At 60.1% G+C, this 19204-nt stretch carries 17 protein-coding genes and 1 pseudogene; 5 read left to right on the forward strand and 13 right to left on the reverse strand.

Annotated features, from left to right (window positions below; genetic code table 11):
- Positions 1-82 precede the first annotated feature (82 nt).
- The 5 genes and pseudogenes from CFII68_RS00455 to CFII68_RS28055 all read right to left on the reverse strand — a co-directional run.
- A complete protein-coding gene (locus CFII68_RS00455; protein WP_018614256.1) occupies positions 83-829 on the reverse strand; it encodes a YebC/PmpR family DNA-binding transcriptional regulator in 747 nt (248 codons plus the stop codon).
- A 120-nt stretch (positions 830-949) separates the two neighbouring features.
- Positions 950-2725 carry an aspartate--tRNA ligase gene (gene aspS, locus CFII68_RS00450; protein WP_014339921.1) on the reverse strand — a complete coding sequence of 592 codons (1776 nt, stop codon included), beginning with the start codon at positions 2723-2725 and terminating at the stop codon, positions 950-952.
- A gap of 75 nt (positions 2726-2800) precedes the next feature.
- On the reverse strand, positions 2801-3022 hold the full coding sequence (locus tag CFII68_RS00445) for an FmdB family zinc ribbon protein (protein ID WP_003178589.1): 222 nt from the start codon (positions 3020-3022) through the stop codon (positions 2801-2803).
- 207 nt (positions 3023-3229) lie between these two features.
- Positions 3230-3571, reverse strand: a complete 342-nt coding sequence (locus CFII68_RS00440; protein WP_018614259.1) for a ribbon-helix-helix domain-containing protein — start codon at positions 3569-3571, stop codon at positions 3230-3232.
- A 144-nt stretch (positions 3572-3715) separates the two neighbouring features.
- Positions 3716-3847 (reverse strand): annotated as a pseudogene (locus CFII68_RS28055) (hypothetical protein); the annotation flags it as partial.
- Between the two features lie 222 nt (positions 3848-4069).
- Between CFII68_RS28055 and CFII68_RS28090 the strand changes: the two are divergent.
- On the forward strand, positions 4070-4675 hold the full coding sequence (locus CFII68_RS28090; RefSeq protein ID WP_003205048.1) for a cold-shock protein: 606 nt from the start codon (positions 4070-4072) through the stop codon (positions 4673-4675).
- 76 nt (positions 4676-4751) lie between these two features.
- Here the strand turns inward: CFII68_RS28090 and CFII68_RS00430 are convergent, their stop codons facing one another.
- Entirely contained in the window at positions 4752-4958 is a 207-nt protein-coding gene (locus tag CFII68_RS00430; protein ID WP_018614263.1) for a SlyX family protein, read from the reverse strand.
- Positions 4959-4961: 3 nt separating this feature from the next.
- Positions 4962-5387 (reverse strand): HIT domain-containing protein, encoded by a 426-nt coding sequence (locus tag CFII68_RS00425; RefSeq protein WP_018614265.1) that lies wholly within the window; start codon positions 5385-5387, stop codon positions 4962-4964.
- A gap of 889 nt (positions 5388-6276) precedes the next feature.
- On the opposite strand from CFII68_RS00425, the gene CFII68_RS00420 reads away from it, so the two are divergent.
- Complete coding sequence (locus CFII68_RS00420; protein ID WP_018614268.1) at positions 6277-7593, forward strand: OprD family porin; 1317 nt, start codon at positions 6277-6279, stop codon at positions 7591-7593.
- A gap of 164 nt (positions 7594-7757) precedes the next feature.
- Here the strand turns inward: CFII68_RS00420 and CFII68_RS00415 are convergent, their stop codons facing one another.
- Positions 7758-8600: a mechanosensitive ion channel family protein gene (locus CFII68_RS00415; RefSeq protein ID WP_018614270.1), complete on the reverse strand. Its 843-nt coding sequence runs from the start codon at positions 8598-8600 to the stop codon at positions 7758-7760.
- Between the two features lie 181 nt (positions 8601-8781).
- Positions 8782-9267, reverse strand: a complete 486-nt coding sequence (locus CFII68_RS00410; protein ID WP_003205057.1) for a YajQ family cyclic di-GMP-binding protein — start codon at positions 9265-9267, stop codon at positions 8782-8784.
- A gap of 142 nt (positions 9268-9409) precedes the next feature.
- Here CFII68_RS00410 and CFII68_RS00405 point away from each other — a divergent pair, with 142 nt between their 5' ends.
- The 3 genes from CFII68_RS00405 to CFII68_RS00395 are packed head-to-tail and all read left to right on the forward strand — an operon-like array spanning position 9410 to position 12994.
- Positions 9410-10327 carry a putative 2-dehydropantoate 2-reductase gene (locus CFII68_RS00405; protein WP_018614274.1) on the forward strand — a complete coding sequence of 306 codons (918 nt, stop codon included), beginning with the start codon at positions 9410-9412 and terminating at the stop codon, positions 10325-10327.
- Between the two features lie 46 nt (positions 10328-10373).
- The gene (locus CFII68_RS00400; RefSeq protein WP_018614275.1) at positions 10374-12410 is read left to right on the forward strand and encodes a HAMP domain-containing sensor histidine kinase; all 2037 of its coding nucleotides are present in this window, start codon (positions 10374-10376) and stop codon (positions 12408-12410) included.
- A gap of 2 nt (positions 12411-12412) precedes the next feature.
- A complete protein-coding gene (locus tag CFII68_RS00395) occupies positions 12413-12994 on the forward strand; it encodes a cob(I)yrinic acid a,c-diamide adenosyltransferase (RefSeq protein WP_018614276.1) in 582 nt (193 codons plus the stop codon).
- Positions 12995-13141: 147 nt separating this feature from the next.
- Here CFII68_RS00395 and CFII68_RS00390 read toward each other — a convergent pair whose 3' ends face one another.
- From CFII68_RS00390 to secA, 4 genes are all read right to left on the reverse strand, one after another.
- Positions 13142-14086 carry a Nudix family hydrolase gene (locus tag CFII68_RS00390; RefSeq protein WP_018614277.1) on the reverse strand — a complete coding sequence of 315 codons (945 nt, stop codon included), beginning with the start codon at positions 14084-14086 and terminating at the stop codon, positions 13142-13144.
- Positions 14083-14715, reverse strand: a complete 633-nt coding sequence (locus CFII68_RS00385) for a glutathione S-transferase family protein (protein ID WP_018614278.1) — start codon at positions 14713-14715, stop codon at positions 14083-14085. Before CFII68_RS00385 ends, CFII68_RS00390 begins: the two co-directional genes overlap by 4 nt.
- A 153-nt stretch (positions 14716-14868) precedes the next feature.
- Positions 14869-16086 carry a bifunctional glutamate N-acetyltransferase/amino-acid acetyltransferase ArgJ gene (argJ, locus tag CFII68_RS00380; protein WP_018614279.1) on the reverse strand — a complete coding sequence of 406 codons (1218 nt, stop codon included), beginning with the start codon at positions 16084-16086 and terminating at the stop codon, positions 14869-14871.
- Between the two features lie 122 nt (positions 16087-16208).
- Positions 16209-18944, reverse strand: coding sequence for a preprotein translocase subunit SecA (gene secA, locus CFII68_RS00375; protein WP_018614282.1), 2736 nt, complete (start codon positions 18942-18944; stop codon positions 16209-16211).
- Positions 18945-19204 lie beyond the last annotated feature (260 nt).

Consider the following 19204-nt stretch of genomic DNA (forward strand, 5'->3'; position numbering starts at 1 on the left):
CGACATCGATGTCGACTGATGCACTGCATTCGCGAGCAACCCCGCTCCCACCCTGATAATCATGCGCCTCAATAGAAGATCATTAACCCAGCTGTTCAGCCACCGACTCCGGAATGTCGGCGTTGGAGTAGACGTTCTGCACATCGTCCAGGTCTTCAAGCATGTCGATCAGCTTGAGCACCTTCTCGGCACCTTCCAGGTCCAGTTCGGCACTGGTGGTCGGCTGCATGACGATCTCTGCGTCGGCGGGTTTGAAACCGGCCGCCTCCAGGGCGTTACGCACGGCATAGAAGCTGGCGAACGAAGTGAACACGTCGAACGAGCCGTCTTCGTGGCTGACCACGTCATCGGCGTCGGCCTCCAGGGCGGCTTCCGTCAGGGCATCTTCATCGAGACCCGGCGCGAAACTGATCTGCCCCTTGCGCTCGAACAGATAGGCCACGGAGCCGTCGGTGCCCAGGTTGCCACCGCATTTGCTGAACGCGTGACGCACGGCTGCCGCAGTGCGGTTGCGGTTGTCGGTCATGCATTCGACCATCACCGCCACACCGCCCGGGCCGTAACCTTCGTAGGTCAGCTCTTCAACGTTGTCAGCCTCGGTCGCACCGGCGCCACGGGCGATAGCCCGGTCGATGATGTCGCGGCTCATGTTGGCACCCAGCGCCTTGTCCAGGGCCAGGCGCAAGCGCGGGTTGGAACCCGGATCGCCGCCGCCCTGGCGGGCCGCGACCGTCAGCTCACGGATCCACTTGGTGAAGATTTTGCCTCTCTTGGCATCCTGACGTTCTTTGCGGTGCTTGATGTTCGCCCACTTGGAATGACCTGCCATAACTCGCTCCGTTTCTCTTTGGAACATTGCCCGCCCTGCGCGTGCGCAGTGGCCGGCAATCAGAAATATCGACCCCAATGAAAAGGCGCATCCGAAGATGCGCCCTCTCAGGTGCCAGCCTTACTCAGCCTTTGGCTGTTCACGCAGACGAATGTGCAACTCGCGCAATGCCTTGGCATCCACCACACCCGGCGCCTGGGTCATGACATCGGCCGCGCTCTGGGTTTTCGGGAACGCGATCACTTCACGGATCGACTGGGCGCCGGTCATCAGCATCACCAGGCGGTCCAGGCCGAAGGCCAGGCCACCGTGGGGCGGCGCACCGTACTTCAGGGCGTCGAGCAGGAAGCCGAACTTCTCTTCCTGCTCGGCTTCGTTGATGCCCAGCAGGCGGAACACGGCCTGTTGCATTTCCTTGCGATGGATACGGATCGAACCGCCACCCAATTCGGTGCCGTTCAGGACCATGTCGTAAGCGCGCGACAGAGCGGTGGCCGGGTTGGCCTCCAACTCTTGCGGCGAGCACTTCGGCGCAGTGAACGGGTGGTGCAGCGCGGAGAAGCTGCCGTCGTCGTTTTCTTCGAACATCGGGAAGTCAACGACCCACATTGGCGCCCATTCGCAAGTCAGCAGCTTCAGGTCGTGACCCAGCTTGATGCGCAGCGCGCCCAGGGCTTCGCTGACGATCTTGGCCTTGTCGGCGCCGAAGAACACGATGTCGCCGTCAACCGCGCCCACGCGATCGAGGATCACATTGAGGTTGGCTTCAGGGATGTTTTTCACGATCGGCGATTGCAGGCCATCAACACCCGCGGCGCGCTCGTTGACCTTGATGTAGGCCAGGCCCTTGGCACCGTAGATACCGACGAACTTGGTGTAGTCGTCGATCTGCTTGCGCGGCATGCTGGCTCCGCCAGGAACGCGCAGGGCCGCGATACGGCATTTCGGGTCGTTGGCCGGGCCGCTGAACACCTTGAAATCCACTTCCTTGAGCTGGTCGGCCACGTCCACCAGCTCCAGCGGGTTACGCAGGTCCGGCTTGTCGGAACCGTAGCGGCGCATGGCCTCTTCGAAGGTCATGTGCGGGAACTCGCCGAATTCCAGACCCAGCACTTCCTTGAACAGGTTGCGGATCATGCCTTCGGTCAGGCCCATGATGTCTTTTTCGTCGAGGAAACTGGTCTCGATGTCGATCTGAGTGAACTCAGGCTGACGGTCGGCACGCAGGTCTTCGTCACGGAAGCACTTGGCGATCTGGTAGTAGCGATCGAACCCGGCGACCATCAGCAGTTGCTTGAACAGCTGTGGCGATTGCGGCAAGGCGAAGAAGCTGCCGGGGTGGGTACGGCTCGGCACCAGGTAGTCGCGAGCGCCTTCCGGCGTGGCGCGGGTCAGGATCGGCGTCTCGACGTCGAGGAAGCCGTTCTCGTCCAGGTAACGACGGATGCTGGTGGTCATGCGCGAACGCAGGCGCAGCTTCTCGGCCATTTCCGGGCGACGCAGGTCGATGAAGCGGTAGCGCAGGCGGGTTTCTTCGCCCACGTCGGAGTATTCGTTGAGTGGGAACGGCGGGGTTTCCGATTCGTTGAGCACTTCCAGCTCGTAGCCCAGCACTTCGATCATGCCAGACGCCATGTTGGCGTTGCCGGCGCCAGCCGGGCGCAGACGCACCTTGCCGGTGACCTTGACCACATATTCGCTGCGCACGCGGTCGGCGGCGGCGAAGGTTTCAGCGCGGTCCGGATCGAACACCACCTGGGCCAGGCCTTCACGATCACGGATATCGAGGAAAATCACCCCGCCATGGTCACGGCGACGATGGACCCATCCGCAAAGAGTAACTTCCTGACCTTCCAGGCTTTCGTTCAGTTGGCCGCAATAATGGCTGCGCATCATGGTAGTGGTTTCACTTCTCGTAATTCGAAATTCGGTTGGAGGACCTGCCCGTGCAAGCACTCGCGCGTGTTCAACTCAATCAGCTTTGTCGCCACCGGCCAGATTCTTCTTGGCGCCGGTCTTGAAGTCGGTTTCATACCAGCCTGTGCCGCCGAGGCGGAAACCAGGCATGGACAGCATCTTTTTCAGTTCCGGCGCCTGGCAGGCAGGGCAGTCGACCAGCGGTGCCGCGCTGATCTTTTGAATGGCTTCCATCTGATGACCACAGGAAGCACATTGATAGTCGTACATCGGCATGGGGTTGTCTCGGCGATCAGGTTACTCGCGCAAAGGCTGGGCTTTGCGGCAAAGAGCGAGATTATATCCATTAAATGCGGCCTGTGCAGCCGTAAGACCGCGCGTAGGAGCTGACGAGTGCAACGAGGCTGCGATCTTGCCCCAGAGACTTGAGTCGCAAGCGAGAAATCAAGATCAAGATCAAAAGATCGCAGCCTTCGGCAGCTCCTACGCCCCACCATGATCCATCCCGGCTTCCTTCAAACTGTGCACCACGCAAACCACACGCACCAGTGCGCTGAAATTGCGCACCCCGCCATGGCGCAGGTGCACCTCCCTGTCGACATGGGACAGCAACGTACTGATGGAGCAGCTGTTGAGCTGGGCCATGTCACCGAGGATATCCCAATAGACCTGCTCCAGCCGCAGGCAGGTGGCGAACCCGTTCAGACGAATGGATCGGGCCAGGGGACGCGCCAGCTGCATGTCGAACCCCCTGACGAACGGATCGACGCGGATGGACTGAAAGCGCCCATGCACCCCCTCCCCCGGTTCTTTTCCTTGAATCATACCGTTGACACTCCTTTGCCATACGAATCTCTCAGTTGGAACACTCCATCTGTGGCTCTATGGAAGCTCAACGGCATCGCCAGTTCCAGACGACTTTATGACCGTGGACGTAGGACAAGCCAACAGTAGGCAGGCGACGAATTACGCCGTCCTACACGCCGCACGCTGGGAATGTGGCCCACGCCACGTCATCACTTGCCGGATCATGTCTTCGGCACCCGGCACACCTTCCTCTTCCTTAATAGAAGACAGGCGCGCATACACCGAGTAAGCACCGGCGGGGCTTTTCTGGCCGACGAACAGCGCGGTACGCGCCCGTAACGCGTTTGAGAAGGCCGGGGCTTTGCTGTTAAATAGGCAGTGTGTCGCTACGCCTATTTTTCCGGGCGTAACGCATAGGCTGATTCGGGTACGTGTCCAACGCCTCTCATTGTTTCGAAGCGAACCGTCCCCGACCCGCTCTTCCTTGTGATCTGTCTTAACCGTGAGCCAATCAAAATGTTGAAAATCGTCCACTTGCTAATGGGCGCAGCTGCCCTGCTGCTGTCCTTCATCCCTAGCCTGGGTTCCGAAGCCACACCTTACCTGCAACACCCCGATGCACTGTACCTGGCCTTTTTCGGCCTGCTCAACCTGACCCTTGCACCCGTCATCCCTTACTGGAACAAAGGTCCACGTCACCAACTGCAAAACCTGGTCAGCGCCCTGCTGGTGCTGGCCGTTGCCCTGCAAACCCTGGCCCTGCTGGCGCCTATGCCGGAAATCGGCGGTCAACCGGCCATTCTGTTCAGCCTGGGCGCAGCACTGCTCGCCGTGGCACTGCACCTGGCCGTCAGCTTCTACAAGAAGTCGTCGCCGGCCGCCGCTGCGCAGAACTACGACATGTCCAACCGCGATACCGGCACGGTGAAGTGGTTCAACACGTCCAAAGGGTTCGGCTTCATCTCCCGCGACTCCGGCGATGATATTTTCGTGCATTTCCGGGCCATTCGTGGCGAAGGCCATCGCGTCCTGGTGGAAGGCCAGCGCGTGGAGTTCTCCGTAATGAACCGCGACAAGGGCCTGCAGGCCGAAGATGTGATCGCCGCGCTGCCGCGCCGCTGATCCAAGCGTAAAAAAACCGCGATGCAGCCTGGCTGCTCGCGGTTTTTTATTGCCCGTCAATCGGGAATCGGGCAAGTCAGTAGTGAGGCGGCGGCGCCTCTTCTTCGAACGACTCGAACTGCCCGACCATCTCTTCCTGGCGCTTGAGCAACGCCGCCATCTGCAGCTGCAGACGCTCGACGACCCGCTGCTGCTCGACCAGCACATCGTTCAACGCCTGGATGGTGTCATCCTGAAACGCCAAGCGGCTTTCCAGATCGGTTACACGGTCTTCAAGGTTCATGGTTCAGCCCTCCAGAAACTTGAAATCATCGGTCAAGGCCACTCGCAACCGTTCACGAATAGCCGTGACCTGCCCTGCATTATAAGGCTGGGCCGGGTGCTTGCCCCAGACAGGCGCAGGCCAGGCGGCGTCATCCCGTTTGCGCACGATGACGTGCATGTGCAGTTGACTGACAACGTTACCTAAGGTTGCAACGTTCATCTTGTCGGCATCGAACGAATCCTTGAGGGTTTCGGCCAGCGCCGTGGTTTCTTTCCACAGTTGCTGTTGATCATCGTCATCCAATTGAAATAATTCGCTGATATCTTCCCGCCGCGGCACGAGGATGAACCACGGATAATTCGAATCGTTGGACAAGAGCAACCGGCACAGCGGGAAATCGCCGATGGGCAATGTGTCTTGTTGCAGTCGTGGATCTAAAGCAAACACCGCGCGTACTCCTCGCTCGTTATCGGTTCTGCCCGGTTTGGCGGCCCGCAGGCCTGCATCGGACTCAGGTGCGCAGCATACCCGCGAACGCCGAATCGATCACGGCGTACCGTCCTGATGCTCGTCCTGCGAAGTTTTTTTCAACACACAGCATCAACCTGTGCAAGCTGACGCACCAACACAGCGCAGGCGGCACCACACCGTCCTGACAGGACCGTGCCAGGGGCCCAGGCAAGGCTTCGACGTTGTAAGATTTTCGTACAATCGGAAAATTTTCTGCACCAAAACAGCACAGTGCGTCTACGCTCAGTGCACAGAGCATCCGTGATTTACTCACTGGGTAGGGTGAACCGGTAACGTTTTTGGTGGTCTCGCCACGTTTACGGGCGTTAATCACGAGAGCGGTACACGAGTCAACCCTATTTAAAACAAGGCCTTTGGAGCCCGGTTTCATGAGGTTTCACGGCGTCAACCGGTCAAATGTGAAAAAAATGTAAACAAAATTCGGGTTTGAGCATGCTTGTTGCAAGCATACTCGCACTGTCCAAAGGTCTCGCCGGAAGCGAGAACCTGCCGACATACAAATTAAAGTGGCAAGGCTGCCCACAGGAGCTTCAAGCGCGGTAATGACGGACTCTTTACACCGATGCCGGAAAAGAAAAAACAACATTAAAGTTGTGAATACGGTTGCGTCGGAACAGCTGAAATGCGACATGGATCGAGCCATTGGCGACACGGTCGTAAAGAAGCTGAAAGGTTGAATGGGCAAGTATCGCCAAAGAATGTCGACGTGATATAAGTTTGCGCCGACACAAAAAGAAAGAGCCGCCCAGATAAAAAAACAGGTGGGACGGCAGTACTCTTCTAAAAACCAAAGGAGCAAATCACGATGCGCGTGATGAAGTGGAGCATGATCGCACTGGCTGTATCGGCCAGTACCTCGCAGTTCGCAATGGCCTCTTCCCAGGAAGAATCCAAGGGCTTTTTTGAAGATCAGAGCCTGGTCGCCAAAACCCGTATGGAATACATGAACCGTGACTTTAAAAGCGGTTACGGTAACGCTCGTAGAGCCAATGGCACCAACACCACCAGCAATACCGCCAAAATAAATGGCTATCGTCAGGAGACAGGTCTTAGCGAGCTGCTCACTTACCAATCGGGCTTCACTCAAGGCACCGTCGGTGTCGGTGTCGACGCATTTGCTGGCGGTGCTGTAAAACTGGACGGCGGCAAGGGCCGCGCCGGTAACGGCCTGTTCGCCAACAATAGCGAAGGTAACCAGGAAGATACCCAGTCGCGTGCCGGTGGCGCTGTTAAATTCCGCCTGTCCGACACTGTACTGAAGTACGGTAACCAGTTCGTTGGCAGCCCGGTTTTCTCCACCGATGACAGCCGTTTGCTGCCTGAAGTAGCGACCGGTACTTTGATCACCAGCAAGGAAATCAAAGGGCTGGAGCTGAGCGCAGGTCGTTTCACTGCTCTGAGCTCGCAAACTGGCATGGGCCGCGACAGCATCAACGGTAAAGGCGCAGCAGGCCTGACCAGCGCCAACATTGCTGGCGCAACTTATCAATTCACTGACAATTTCGTGGGCACCGTCGCCGCCTCCGACGTTGAAGACTATTTCAAGAAGCAGTACATCAACCTGAACTACACCCTGCCGATTGCAGACACCCAGTCTTTGAATTTCGACTTCAACGGCTACCGCACCAGCGGTGATGGACAGGAACTGAACGGCGAAGTCGATAACAAAATCTGGAGCCTTGCAGCAGCCTACACCTTGGGCGCGCACAAGTTCACCATCGCTCACCAGCGCTCCAGCGGCGACGCCGGTTACTCCTACGGCGTCGATGGCAACGGCACGATTTTCCTGGCTAACTCCATTCAGATCTCCGACTTTAACAACAAGGACGAGCGCTCCTGGCAAGCGGCCTATAACCTCAACATGGCAACCTATGGTGTGCCAGGCCTGAGCTTCATGGCCCGCTATGTTACAGGTGATAATATCGACACTGGCGTATCTGGTACTGAAGGTAAGGAACACGAACTTAACTACGAGGCCAAGTACGTCCTGCAGGAAGGTCCGGCTAAAGATTTGTCCTTCCGTTTCCGTAGCGCGGTTTATCGTGCCAACGGCGACCTGGGTCAAAGTGGTAACAACAACGACGTTCGCCTGATCGTCGAATACCCACTGAGCATCTTGTAATTCAGTGCTAGTTCGATAGCTGCACCCGCAACAAACAAAAACCGCTCACCTGATCCAGGTGAGCGGTTTTTTTATATCCACCGCATGTCAGCTTTAACACAACTTGTTAAATAGCAAGCTAACTAAACATAACCTGACTCAAGCGCCAGGTTACAGTCCAATCGTTATTGCGCTGGCCCTTCCTGAACAACCCGAATCACGCGCTGTGGAAACGGAATATCGATGCCCGCGTCCTTCAAGCGATCCCGCGCCTGCTCATTGAGCATGAACATCACATTCCAATAATCCGCTGTCTTGACCCAAATGCGCAGCGACACCGTGATGGAACTGTCGCCCAGGGTGGAAATTACCGCCTCAGGCGCCGGGTCAGCCAGCACGCGCTCATCCTTGGCCAGCGCCAGCAACACTTCCCGGGCCTTTTGCAGGTTGGCCTGGTAATCCACGCCGACATCAAACACCACCTTGCGGGTCGGCTGGCGGTTGGTGTTGGTGATGATGCCGTTCGACAGATTGCCGTTTGGCACGATGACGGTCTTGTTGTCACCGGTGCGAATCACGGTGTGGAAGATCTGGATGCTGTCGACCGTACCGGCCACACCCTGGGCTTCGATCCAGTCACCAATGCGGAATGGGCGGAACAGCAGGATCAGCACGCCACCGGCGAAGTTCGCCAGGCTGCCTTGCAAGGCCAGGCCAATCGCCAGGCCGGCGGCACCGATGGCGGCGACGAACGAAGTGGTTTCCACACCGATCATCGAAGCGACGCTGACGATCAGCAAAATCTTCAGGATGATGTTGGCCAGGGTACTGATAAACCCTTGCAGTGCCAGGTCGGCGTTACGCAAGGCCAGCAACGCACCCAGTTTCTGCGTCACTTTGTTGATCAACCACCAGCCGATGGCCAGGGTGATGACCGCCAGCAGCACGCGGCTGCCGTATTCCATGATCATGGGGATCCAGGTCTGGGAAGCCTTGACCAGGTTGTCCACTTCAGCATTCAAATCCATCTTTCTCTCCTATTCCTGTTGCACGCGGCATTTTGTGGCGAGGGGATTTATCCCCGCTGGGCTGCGCAGCAGCCCTAAATCAACTCAATCTTCCTGGCACACCGAGTTGTCTGGTTTGGGGGCCGCTGCGCAGCCCAGCGGGGATAAATCCCCTCGCCACAGTATTTAATGCAACCCAGTATCAGTCGCGGAAGTTGTTGAATTGCAGCGGCATGCCGAATTCCTTGCCGCGCAGTGCGGCAATGGCTTCCTGCAAGTCGTCACGCTTCTTGCCGGTGACCCGCACTTGCTCGCCCTGGATGGCGGCTTGCACCTTGAGTTTGGCGTCCTTGATATGAGCGACGATCTTCTTCGCCAGTTCCTTGTCGATGCCTTCCTTGAGCACGGCTTCCTGTTTCATCAGCTTGCCGGAGGCATAGGCGTCCTTGACCTCAAGGCACTGCACGTCGATCTTGCGCTTGACCAGCGCCAGCTTGAGGATCTCGATCATCGCCTCGAGCTGGAAATCGGCCTCGGCGGTCAGGTTCACGGTCAGGTCTTTTTCCTTGAACTCGAAACTGCCCTTGCCCTTGAGGTCATAACGACGGTCGAGTTCCTTGACGGCGTTTTCAACCGCGTTGGTGACTTCGTGTTTGTCCAGTTCGGATACCACGTCGAATGACGGCATGTAGTGTTCTCCAAATAAAAAGGCGCGCCAGTATCAACGGCGCGCACTTGGCTTGTGGTTAAAATCGGGCTCATTATAACGGCTCTTTTCCTGCCGACACTGCGAGCCCTCAGATGCCTGCGCCAATCCGAGTAAAAAACTGATGTCCACTACCTGGCATGTCCTCGGGGCCGGCAGTCTCGGCACGTTGTGGGCCACGCGCCTGGCCCGGGCCGGGTTGCCGGTGCGGCTGGTGCTGCGCAACGAAGCCCGCTTGCAGGCCTACCGCAGCGCCGGCGGCCTGACGCTGGTGGAACAGGGACAGGCGCAGAGCTACCCGATACCTGGCGAAACGGCGGACAGCCCGGAACCGATCAGGCGCCTGCTATTGGCCTGCAAAGCCTACGACGCGGAAGCGGCCGTGGCCTCGGTGGCCCATCGCCTGGACGCCGAATCGGAACTGATCCTGTTGCAGAACGGCCTCGGCAGCCAGGACGCAGTAGCCAACTGTGTGCCCCAGGCCCGTTGCATCAGCGCTTCCAGCACCGAAGGCGCGTTCCGCGACGGTGATTGGCGCGTGGTGTTCGCCGGCCACGGCTACACCTGGTTGGGCGACCCCGCGCACCCGGTGGCACCGTTCTGGCTGGACGACCTGAGCGCCGCCGGCATTCCCCACGAATGGAGCGCCGACATCCTCACCCGGCTCTGGCGCAAACTGGCGCTCAACTGTGCAATCAATCCGCTGACCGTACTGCACCACTGCAAGAATGGCGGCTTGCAGGAACACCGTTGCGAAGTGGCGACCCTGTGCGTGGAACTCACCGACCTGCTCGAACGTTGCGGCCAGCCTGCGGCTGCCGAAGACTTGCAGCCGGAAGTCGAACGGGTGATCCAGGCCACGGCCGCCAATTACTCCTCGATGTACCAGGATGTCGCCAATCGGCGCCGCACCGAAATCAGCTACTTGCTCGGTTACGCCTGCAAGGTCGCCCAACGCCACGAGCTGACCGTGCCGCACCTGGAGCAACTGCGCCAGCGACTGATTGCCCACTTGCACAACCTCGCATTGCCCAGCGACTGAGCAGCGGCTACGCTGGCCCTCGTGTTCCTTTTTAGCGACGAGTCTGATGCCATTGCGCCAGCGCCTTGAAAACCTCCCGGTCGGCCAGAAACTGCTGGCTGCCCTGTTGGTGTTGTTGACCACTGTCCTGCTGGTGGCCAACCTGACCTTTATCAGCGCCGCCTACTACATCTCCCAGGAAAGCATGGCGCCCCAGGCCCTGCAGACCATTGGCCGACTGGTGGCCAATCCGAGCCTGATCTCCGACGCCCTGCAATCGCCACAAAATGCCCAGCGCTTGCTCGATGAGCTCAACAGCTACGCACCGCTGCGGGCGGCGGCGCTGTATGACGGCCAGGGCGAACGCCTGGCACAACTGCAACAGGGCGAAAAGCTCAAGCTGCCGGACCATTACCGCAACATGCAGGCCTGGCAGGCCGGTGAGTTTCGCAGCAACCAGGTCATTACCCTGCCCCGTCCCGGCACGGCGCCTGGCCATCTGTTGCTGGTGGCCAGCAGTGAATTGCCGACCGCGTTCTACACCGGCACCTTGACCGCCAGCCTCGGCATCCTGATTTTCAGCGTGTTGCTGTGGTTGATCATTGCCCAGCAGATCAAGCGCCTGATCACCCAGCCGATTCATCAGCTTGAAGAGCTGTCACGCCAGGTCACCCGCGAAGAAAACTATGCCCTGCGTGCCGCACGCGGCAACCACGATGAGATCGGCAGCCTGGCCGAGGCGTTCAACACCATGTTGTCGCGGATCGAAGCCCGGGAACAGCAACTCAAGCGCGCGCGGGACGACTCCCAGGCCGCCTACGACCAGGCCCAGGGCCTGGCGGAAGAAACCCGCCATACCAATCGCAAGCTGGAGCTGGAAGTCCAGGTGCGCAGCAAGATCGAGAAAAAGCTCACCGGTTTTCAGAATTACCTCAACAGCATCATCGACTCCATGCCCTCGGCGCTGATCGCCCTCGACGAGCAACTCTACGTCACCCAATGGAACCAGGAAGCCAGCGCCCTCTCCGGAACACGGCTGGACGAGGCGCTGAACCAGCCGATCTTCCTCGCTTTCGAACCGCTCAAGCCGTACCTGCCCCAGCTCAAGCAGACCGTCGAGCAACATACGGTCGCCAAGATCGAACGCGTCACCTGGACCAAGGACGACGAAGCCCGCCACTACGCCCTCACGTTCTACCCACTGATGGGCGGTGCCGGACGTGGCGTGGTCATCCGGATCGATGACATCACCCAGCGCCTGTCGCTGGAAGAAATGATGGTGCAATCGGAGAAAATGCTCTCGGTCGGCGGCCTCGCGGCGGGCATGGCCCATGAGATCAACAACCCCCTGGGCGCCATCCTGCACAACGTGCAGAACATCCGCCGACGCCTGTCGCCGGAATTGCCGAAGAACCTCGAACAGGCCGAACAATTGGGTATCCCGTTGGAGGAGGTCAATCGCTACCTCCAGGGTCGGGAGATCCCGCAGTTGCTCGACGGCATCCAGCAAGCCGGCGCCCGAGCGGCAAAAATCGTCACCCATATGCTCAGCTTCAGCCGGCTCAGCACGCGGCAGATGGCACCCTGCGACCTACCGGCGCTGATCGACCAGGCGGTAGAAATCGCCGGTAACGACTTCGACCTGGCGATCGGTTTCGACTTCAAGGGCCAAGCGATCATCCGCCAGTTCGATCCGAACCTGGGCCCGGTGCCCGGCACGGCCAACGAACTGGAACAGGTGCTGCTCAACCTGCTGAAAAACGCCGCCCAGGCGATCCATCAACGCCAGGACGACAGCGAACCGGGACGCATCGTCCTGCGCACGCGGTTGAACCCGCCATGGGCGGAAATCCAGGTCGAGGACAACGGCATCGGCATGAGCGAGAACGTGCGCAAACGCACCTTCGAGCCATTTTTTACCACCAAGGAGATCGGCCAAGGCACAGGCCTTGGGTTGTCGGTCTCGTACTTCATCATCACCAATAACCACAAGGGCCAGATGGAAGTGCAGTCGGCGCCGGGCCAAGGCACCTGCTTCACCTTGCGCCTGCCGCTGGCCGGCACGTCGATGGTGCCGCAGGAACACAAACAATTGGAGCGCTGAGCATGGGTTTTCGCCTGTCGAAGATTTACACCCGCACTGGCGACAAGGGTGAAACCGGGTTGGGCGATGGTCGCCGCGTGGCAAAGGACCACCCACGGGTCGAGGCCATCGGCGAAGTGGATACGCTGAACAGCCAGCTGGGCTTATTGCTGGCCGGGCTCGCCGCTGAAACGGCCCGATACCCGGCGCTAAAGGAAGTCAGTGAAGTGCTGGGGCCTTGTCAGCATCGCTTGTTCGACCTCGGTGGTGAACTGGCGATGCCGGCCTACCAGGCCTTGAACGTGGCGGAAATCGAGCGGCTGGAAGCGGCGATCGACGTGTGGAACGAGGAATTGGGGCCCCTGGAAAACTTCATCCTGCCCGGTGGTTCGACGCTGATCGCCCAGGCCCATGTCTGCCGCAGCCTGGCCCGCAGCGCCGAGCGCCGTTGCCAGCAACTGAACGCGGTGGAACCGCTGGCCGGGCCGGGGCTGGCCTATATCAATCGATTGTCGGATCTGCTGTTCGTGGCCGCACGGGTCATTGCCCGGCGGCAAGGGGTGGCGGAAGTGCTTTGGGTGGCGGCGGCCAAGCCTGGGATTTGATCAGAGAGGTGTATCGCCTGTCAGGCCGCCTTCGCGAGCAAGCCCGCTCCCACAGGGGATCTGCGGCAGGCACACATTCTGTGCCTGGCAGAAATCTACTGTGGGAGCGGGCTTGCTCGCGAAGAGGCCAGCAGTTACACCACACCATCAAGCCTCAGGCCAAAACGCCCGAATCCCCGCCACACCCTGCGCCCCGGTCTCCCAGGCTTTTTGCCGCTCGCCGGGCCCGACCCCACCCAACAGATAGACCGGCCTGTTGAAGCCCTCGATCAACCGCGCCGCCTCTGCCCACCCCAACGGCTGTGCGTCAGGATGGGTCTGGGTCGGTTGCACCGGCGAGAGCGTGACGAAGTCCACGTCCATCTGCTGCGCCAGGGAGAGTTCCTCGGTGTTATGGCAGGAGGCCGCCAGCCAACGGTCCTTGCCGAACGGGCGACCGGCCGCAGCATGCTTGCGCAGTTGCGCGGCGGTAATGTGCCAACCGGCGGAGGGAAAATCCCCCAGCCATTCGAACGGCCCCTTGAGCATCAGTTGGGCCTTGCCGGCACACAACCCCACCGCATCCACCGCCAGATCGCGGTATTTCGGGTCGTAGCCACCGGGGGCACGCAGTTGGACCAACTTGATCCCGCCGGCAATCGCCTTCTGCATACCCCGCAGCAAGGCCGGCGTCTCAAGGCCTTCAGGGGTAATCAGGTACTCACCCGGCAAACGGGCCGCCGCGACGATCGGCTGATTGGCCGCCGGAAACGCATAGTTCGTCAGGTCGCGGGCCGTCACCCAGGCCAACGGCTGCCCTTCGGCACCGTGGGGCTCGCCAGTGAAGGCCGAGACTTCCCAGACATCCAGCAACACCTGTTTGTCCGGGTAGTCGTGACGCACCTTGATCAACGGCCGGGCGGCACCGACAACGATACCCAGTTCCTCATGAAGCTCGCGGGCCAGGGCGGTTTCGACGGACTCGTCGGCCTCGACCTTGCCGCCAGGAAATTCCCACAGGCCGCCCTGGTGCTGGGTGTCGGCCCGTCGGGCGATCAGGATTTTACCGGCGGCATCGCGGATGACCGCTGCCGCCACATGGACTCGTTTCACCGCGCAGTGTCCTCCAGGCCAGCCTGTTGCCACGCCTTGAACGCTGGCCATTGATATAGGGTTTCGACGTAGGCCTCATCGACCTCGGACAGTTTCACCTGATAAGTGCGCAAGCGCACGGCAACAGGGGCAAAAAACGCGTCGGCCAGGCTGATGCGGCCAAACAGGTAGGGACCGGCTTCGGTCGCCGCGGCACGGCATTCGGCCCACAGCGCCAGCATCCGCTGGATTTCCGCCTGCACATCAGATGGCATCGGCGACAACGGCGCATCGTGCAGCAGATCCATGGGCATGTGGCTGCGCAGGGCGAAAAAACCGCTGTGCATTTGCGCACAGGCCGAGCGCGCCAGGGCCCGGGCGGCCACGTCCTTGGGCCAGAGATTGGCCTCGGGAAACTGTTCAGCCAGGTATTCGGCAATCGCCAGGGAATCGGCGATCACGCCGAACTCGGTCTTGAGTAACGGGACCTTGGCCGTGGCCGAATACTTGAGCAGCTTCTCGCGGGTGTCGGGCTGGTCGAGCCTGACCAGCTCTTCGGTGTATTTCGCGCCGGTCAGCGCCAGGGCCAGCGCGCCGCGCAGGGACCAGGAAGAAATGCGTTGGTCGCCGATGATCAGGTGCAGGCTCATGTCTGGATTCCTTTCTTGTGGTTTTGTAGAGGCCGTACTGGCGCCTTCGCGAGCAAGCCCGCTCCCACAGGGGATTGGTGGTGTGAGCACTTTCTCAGTCACCCAGCAAATCCCCTGTGGGAGCGGGCTTGCTCGCGAATGGGACGACTCGGTTTAAGTCCGGTACTCAGCGTTGATCTTGACGTACTCGTGGGACAGGTCGGTGGTCCAGATGGTTTCGCTGCAATCACCCCGTCCCAGCTCGATACGGATGGTGATTTCTTCCTGTTGCATGACCGCCGCGCCCTGGGCTTCGGTGTAGGTCGCAGCACGAGCACCTTGGCTGGCGATGCAGACTTCGCCGAGGAACACGTCGATCTTGCTCACGTCCAGCTCAGGCACGCCGGCACGGCCCACGGCGGCGAGGATGCGGCCCCAGTTCGGGTCGGAGGCGAACAGCGCGGTCTTGATCAGCGGCGAGTGGGCCACGGTGTAGCCGACATCCAGGCACTCCTGGTGATTGCCACCGCCGTTGACCTGCACGGTCACGAACTTGGTCGCGCCTTCGCCGTCACGCACGATAGCCTGGGCCACTTCCATGCACACTTCGAACACCGCCTGCTTGAGGGCGGCGAACAGCGCGCCGGCGGCCTCGGTAATCTCCGGCAGGTTGGCCTGGCCAGTGGCGATCAGCATGCAGCAATCGTTGGTGGAGGTATCACCGTCGATGGTGATGCGGTTGAACGACTTGTTGGCACCGTCGAGCATCAGGTCTTGCAGCACCTGGCGCGAGACTTTGGCATCGGTGGCGATGTAGCCGAGCATGGTCGCCATGTTCGGACGGATCATGCCGGCGCCTTTGCTGATACCGGTGACGGTGATGGTCACGCCATCGTGCTCGAACTGGCGGCTCGCGCCCTTGGGCAAAGTATCAGTGGTCATGATGCCGGTGGCGGCCGCAGCCCAGTTGTTCTCCGACAGGTCATCAAGGGCGGCTTGCAGCGCGCCTTCGATCTTCTCGACCGGCAGCGGTTCGCCGATCACGCCGGTGGAATACGGCAGCACCTGGCTGGCGTCAACGCCGGTCAGTTCCGCCAGCTTGGCGCAGGTGCGCTCGGCGGCGGCCAAACCTGGCGCACCGGTGCCGGCGTTGGCGTTACCGGTGTTGGTCAACAGGTAACGCACCGGCCCCTGCACGCGTTGCTTGGCCAGGATGACTGGAGCGGCACAGAAGGCGTTGAGGGTGAACACGCCAGCCACCGTCGAGCCTTCGGCGCAACGCATGACCACGACGTCCTTGCGCCCGGGGCGCTTGATGCCCGCCGAGGCAATACCGAGTTCAAAACCGGCAACCGGGTGCAACGTTGGCAACGGACCAAGACCAACAGCCATGAATGCGCTCCTAAATTAGATGTATATCGACGCCGGCTTCATCGAGACGGCGAATCAAATGGCAAAACGCCGCGACAGGGGCTGGCCTGTCGCGGCGCGGGTGGTTCAGCGTTGAAACGGGATTATTGGATCTGCCCGTGGCAATGCTTGTATTTCTTGCCCGAACCGCAATAGCACAGTTCGTTACGGCCCAGCTTCTGCTCGTTGCGCACCGGTGCGGTCGCCAGGGCGACATCCACATCGACGCCCTCTTCGGCGACCACTTCCAGGCCCGGGGCCTCGGCGTGTTCGAACTGCATGCGTGCAGCCAGGGCTTCGGCTTCCTGGCGCAGGCGAGCTTCTTCTTCGGCCGGGTCTTCGCGGCGAACCTGAACGTGGGACAGCACACGGATCGAGTCGCGCTTGATCGAATCGAGCAATTCGGAGAACAGCGTGAAGGACTCGCGCTTGTACTCCTGCTTCGGGTTCTTCTGGGCGTAACCACGCAAATGGATACCGTGACGCAGGTGGTCCATGGTCGACAGGTGGTCTTTCCACAGGTCGTCCAGTACTCGCAACACAATCTGCTTCTCGAAGGAGCGCAGCGCCTCGGCGCCCGCCTGGTCTTCCTTCTCGTTGTAGGCAGCGATCAGTTCGGCCAGCAGTTTCTCGCGCAGGGTTTCTTCGTACAGGTGATCGTCTTCGTCGAGCCATTGCTGGATCGGCAATGCCACGCCGAAGTCGCTCTGCAAGGCGGCTTCCAGGCCGGCGACGTCCCACTGTTCCGGCAGCGATTGCGGCGGGATATGGGCGCTGACAGTGGCGTTGAGCACGTCCTGGCGGAAATCGGCGATGGTTTCGCCAATGTTGTCGGCGGCCAACAAACTGTTACGCATGTGATAGATCACTTTACGCTGTTCGTTGTTGACGTCGTCGAACTCCAGCAGTTGCTTGCGGATATCGAAGTTGCGGCCTTCGACCTTGCGCTGGGCTTTCTCGATGGCGTTGGTCACCATGCGGTGCTCGATCGCCTCGCCTGGCTGCATGCCCAGGGCCTTCATGAAGTTCTTCACCCGGTCAGAGGCGAAGATGCGCATCAGGCTGTCTTCCAGGGACAGGTAGAAACGGCTGGAACCGGCGTCGCCCTGGCGACCGGCACGACCACGCAACTGGTTGTCGATACGACGCGATTCGTGACGCTCGGAAGCGATCACCTGCAAACCGCCGGACTCGAGTACCTGCTGGTGACGCTTCTGCCAGTCGGCCTTGATCTGCGCGATCTGCTCAGGCGTAGGGTTTTCCAGGCTGGCGACTTCCACTTCCCAGTTGCCGCCCAACAGGATGTCGGTACCACGACCGGCCATGTTGGTGGCGATGGTCAGCGCACCCGGGCGACCGGCCTGGGCGATGATCTCGGCTTCCTTCTCGTGGAACTTGGCGTTGAGGACCTTGTGCTCGATGCCTTCCTTGTTGAGCAGGGCGGACATGTGCTCGGAGGTCTCGATGGTGGCGGTACCCACCAGGATCGGACGGCCCTGGGCCATGCATTCCTTGATGTCGTTGATGATCGCCGCGTATTTCTCATCGGCGGTCAGGAACACCAGGTCGTTATAGTCTTTACGGGCCAGCGGCTTGTTCGGTGGAATCACCATCACTTGCAGGCCGTAGATCTGGTGGAATTCGAACGCTTCGGTGTCCGCGGTACCGGTCATGCCGGACAGCTTGTTGTACAGGCGGAAGTAGTTCTGGAAGGTGGTGGAGGCCAGGGTCTGGCTCTCGGCCTGGATGTTCAGGCCTTCCTTGGCTTCGATGGCCTGGTGCAGGCCTTCGGACAGGCGACGGCCCGGCATGGTACGACCGGTGTGTTCGTCCACCAGCACGACCTGGCCGTCCTGCACGATGTATTCAACGTTGCGATGGAACAGCTTGTGGGCACGCAGGCCGGCATAGACGTGGGTCAAAAGGCCCAGGTTATGGGCCGAGTACAGGCTCTCGCCTTCGGCCAGCAAACCAATACGGGTGAGCATTTCCTCGACAAACTGGTGACCCGCTTCGTTGAGCTCGACCTGACGGGTCTTCTCGTCAACGGTGTAGTGCCCGGCCTGGGTCACTTCGCCTTCGACTTCCTCGACGTGCAACTTGAGCTGCGGGATCAGCTTGTTGATCTCGATGTACAGCTTGGAGCTGTCCTCGGCCTGACCGGAAATGATCAGCGGGGTACGGGCTTCGTCGATGAGGATGGAGTCGACTTCGTCGATCACGGCAAAGTTGAGTTCACGCTGGAATTTTTCTTCCATGCTGAACGCCATGTTGTCGCGCAGGTAGTCGAAACCGAATTCGTTGTTGGTGCCGTAGGTGATGTCGGCGGCGTAGGCGGCGCGCTTCTCTTCCGGCGGCTGGAACGGCGTGACGACGCCGACGCTCAGGCCGAGGAATTCGTAGAGCGGGCGCATCCAGTTGGCGTCGCGGCGGGCCAGGTAGTCGTTGACCGTCACCACATGCACGCCCTTGCCGGACAGCGCGTTGAGGTAGACACCCAGGGTCGCCACGAGGGTCTTGCCCTCACCGGTACGCATTTCGGCGATCTTGCCTTCGTGCAAGGTCATGCCGCCGATCAACTGGACGTCGAAGTGGCGCATGCCCATGACCCGCTTGCCGGCTTCACGGGCGACCGCAAAGGCTTCGGGCAGGAGTTGGTCAAGGGTTTCCCCCTTGGCGATGCGGTCCTTGAATTCGGCAGTCTTGGCGCGTAACTGATCGTCCGAAAGGGCCACCATTTGCTCTTCGAAGGCATTGACAGTCTGTACCGTCTTGAGCATGCGTTTGACTTCACGCTCGTTCTTGCTTCCAAAAAGTTTCTTTAACAAAGGCGCAAACATATCGGCAGGATCTTCCACACTAAAGGGATGGAGGGCGGCCCCGTGAGTCGCCCGTGCAGCCCTCATGGCCGCATGCGAACGAGCATTCTACCCGGAAACGATGGAGAGGAAAGTGGCGTTATTCCACGATGCTGGCACAGCGCTGTGACGGGGCTTGCTTAAAATAAGGGCTTTTGCGCGAACTTCAACCCACAAAGCGCAGAAGTTACTCATTGATTGTGCAGCTAAAAGCCACTGGGCGAGAGGGTCGAGGCGCATCC

It is taken from the genome of Pseudomonas sp. CFII68 (genome assembly GCF_000416195.1).
GTDB classification, from domain to species: domain Bacteria; phylum Pseudomonadota; class Gammaproteobacteria; order Pseudomonadales; family Pseudomonadaceae; genus Aquipseudomonas; species Aquipseudomonas kilonensis.

Bases quoted from the DNA above. Each gene is read 5' to 3' on its own strand.
- CFII68_RS00455 (WP_018614256.1), bottom strand. From the start codon at position 829: ATGGCAGGTCATTCCAAGTGGGCGAACATCAAGCACCGCAAAGAACGT.
- aspS (WP_014339921.1), bottom strand. From the start codon at position 2,725: ATGATGCGCAGCCATTATTGCGGCCAACTGAACGAAAGCCTGGAAGGT.
- CFII68_RS00445 (WP_003178589.1), bottom strand. From the start codon at position 3,022: ATGCCGATGTACGACTATCAATGTGCTTCCTGTGGTCATCAGATGGAA.
- CFII68_RS00440 (WP_018614259.1), bottom strand. From the start codon at position 3,571: ATGATTCAAGGAAAAGAACCGGGGGAGGGGGTGCATGGGCGCTTTCAG.
- CFII68_RS28090 (WP_003205048.1), top strand. From the start codon at position 4,070: ATGTTGAAAATCGTCCACTTGCTAATGGGCGCAGCTGCCCTGCTGCTG.
- CFII68_RS00430 (WP_018614263.1), bottom strand. From the start codon at position 4,958: ATGAACCTTGAAGACCGTGTAACCGATCTGGAAAGCCGCTTGGCGTTT.
- CFII68_RS00420 (WP_018614268.1), top strand. From the start codon at position 6,277: ATGCGCGTGATGAAGTGGAGCATGATCGCACTGGCTGTATCGGCCAGT.
- CFII68_RS00415 (WP_018614270.1), bottom strand. From the start codon at position 8,600: ATGGATTTGAATGCTGAAGTGGACAACCTGGTCAAGGCTTCCCAGACC.
- CFII68_RS00410 (WP_003205057.1), bottom strand. From the start codon at position 9,267: ATGCCGTCATTCGACGTGGTATCCGAACTGGACAAACACGAAGTCACC.
- CFII68_RS00405 (WP_018614274.1), top strand. From the start codon at position 9,410: ATGTCCACTACCTGGCATGTCCTCGGGGCCGGCAGTCTCGGCACGTTG.
- CFII68_RS00400 (WP_018614275.1), top strand. From the start codon at position 10,374: ATGCCATTGCGCCAGCGCCTTGAAAACCTCCCGGTCGGCCAGAAACTG.
- CFII68_RS00395 (WP_018614276.1), top strand. From the start codon at position 12,413: ATGGGTTTTCGCCTGTCGAAGATTTACACCCGCACTGGCGACAAGGGT.
- CFII68_RS00385 (WP_018614278.1), bottom strand. From the start codon at position 14,715: ATGAGCCTGCACCTGATCATCGGCGACCAACGCATTTCTTCCTGGTCC.
- argJ (WP_018614279.1), bottom strand. From the start codon at position 16,086: ATGGCTGTTGGTCTTGGTCCGTTGCCAACGTTGCACCCGGTTGCCGGT.
- secA (WP_018614282.1), bottom strand. From the start codon at position 18,944: ATGTTTGCGCCTTTGTTAAAGAAACTTTTTGGAAGCAAGAACGAGCGT.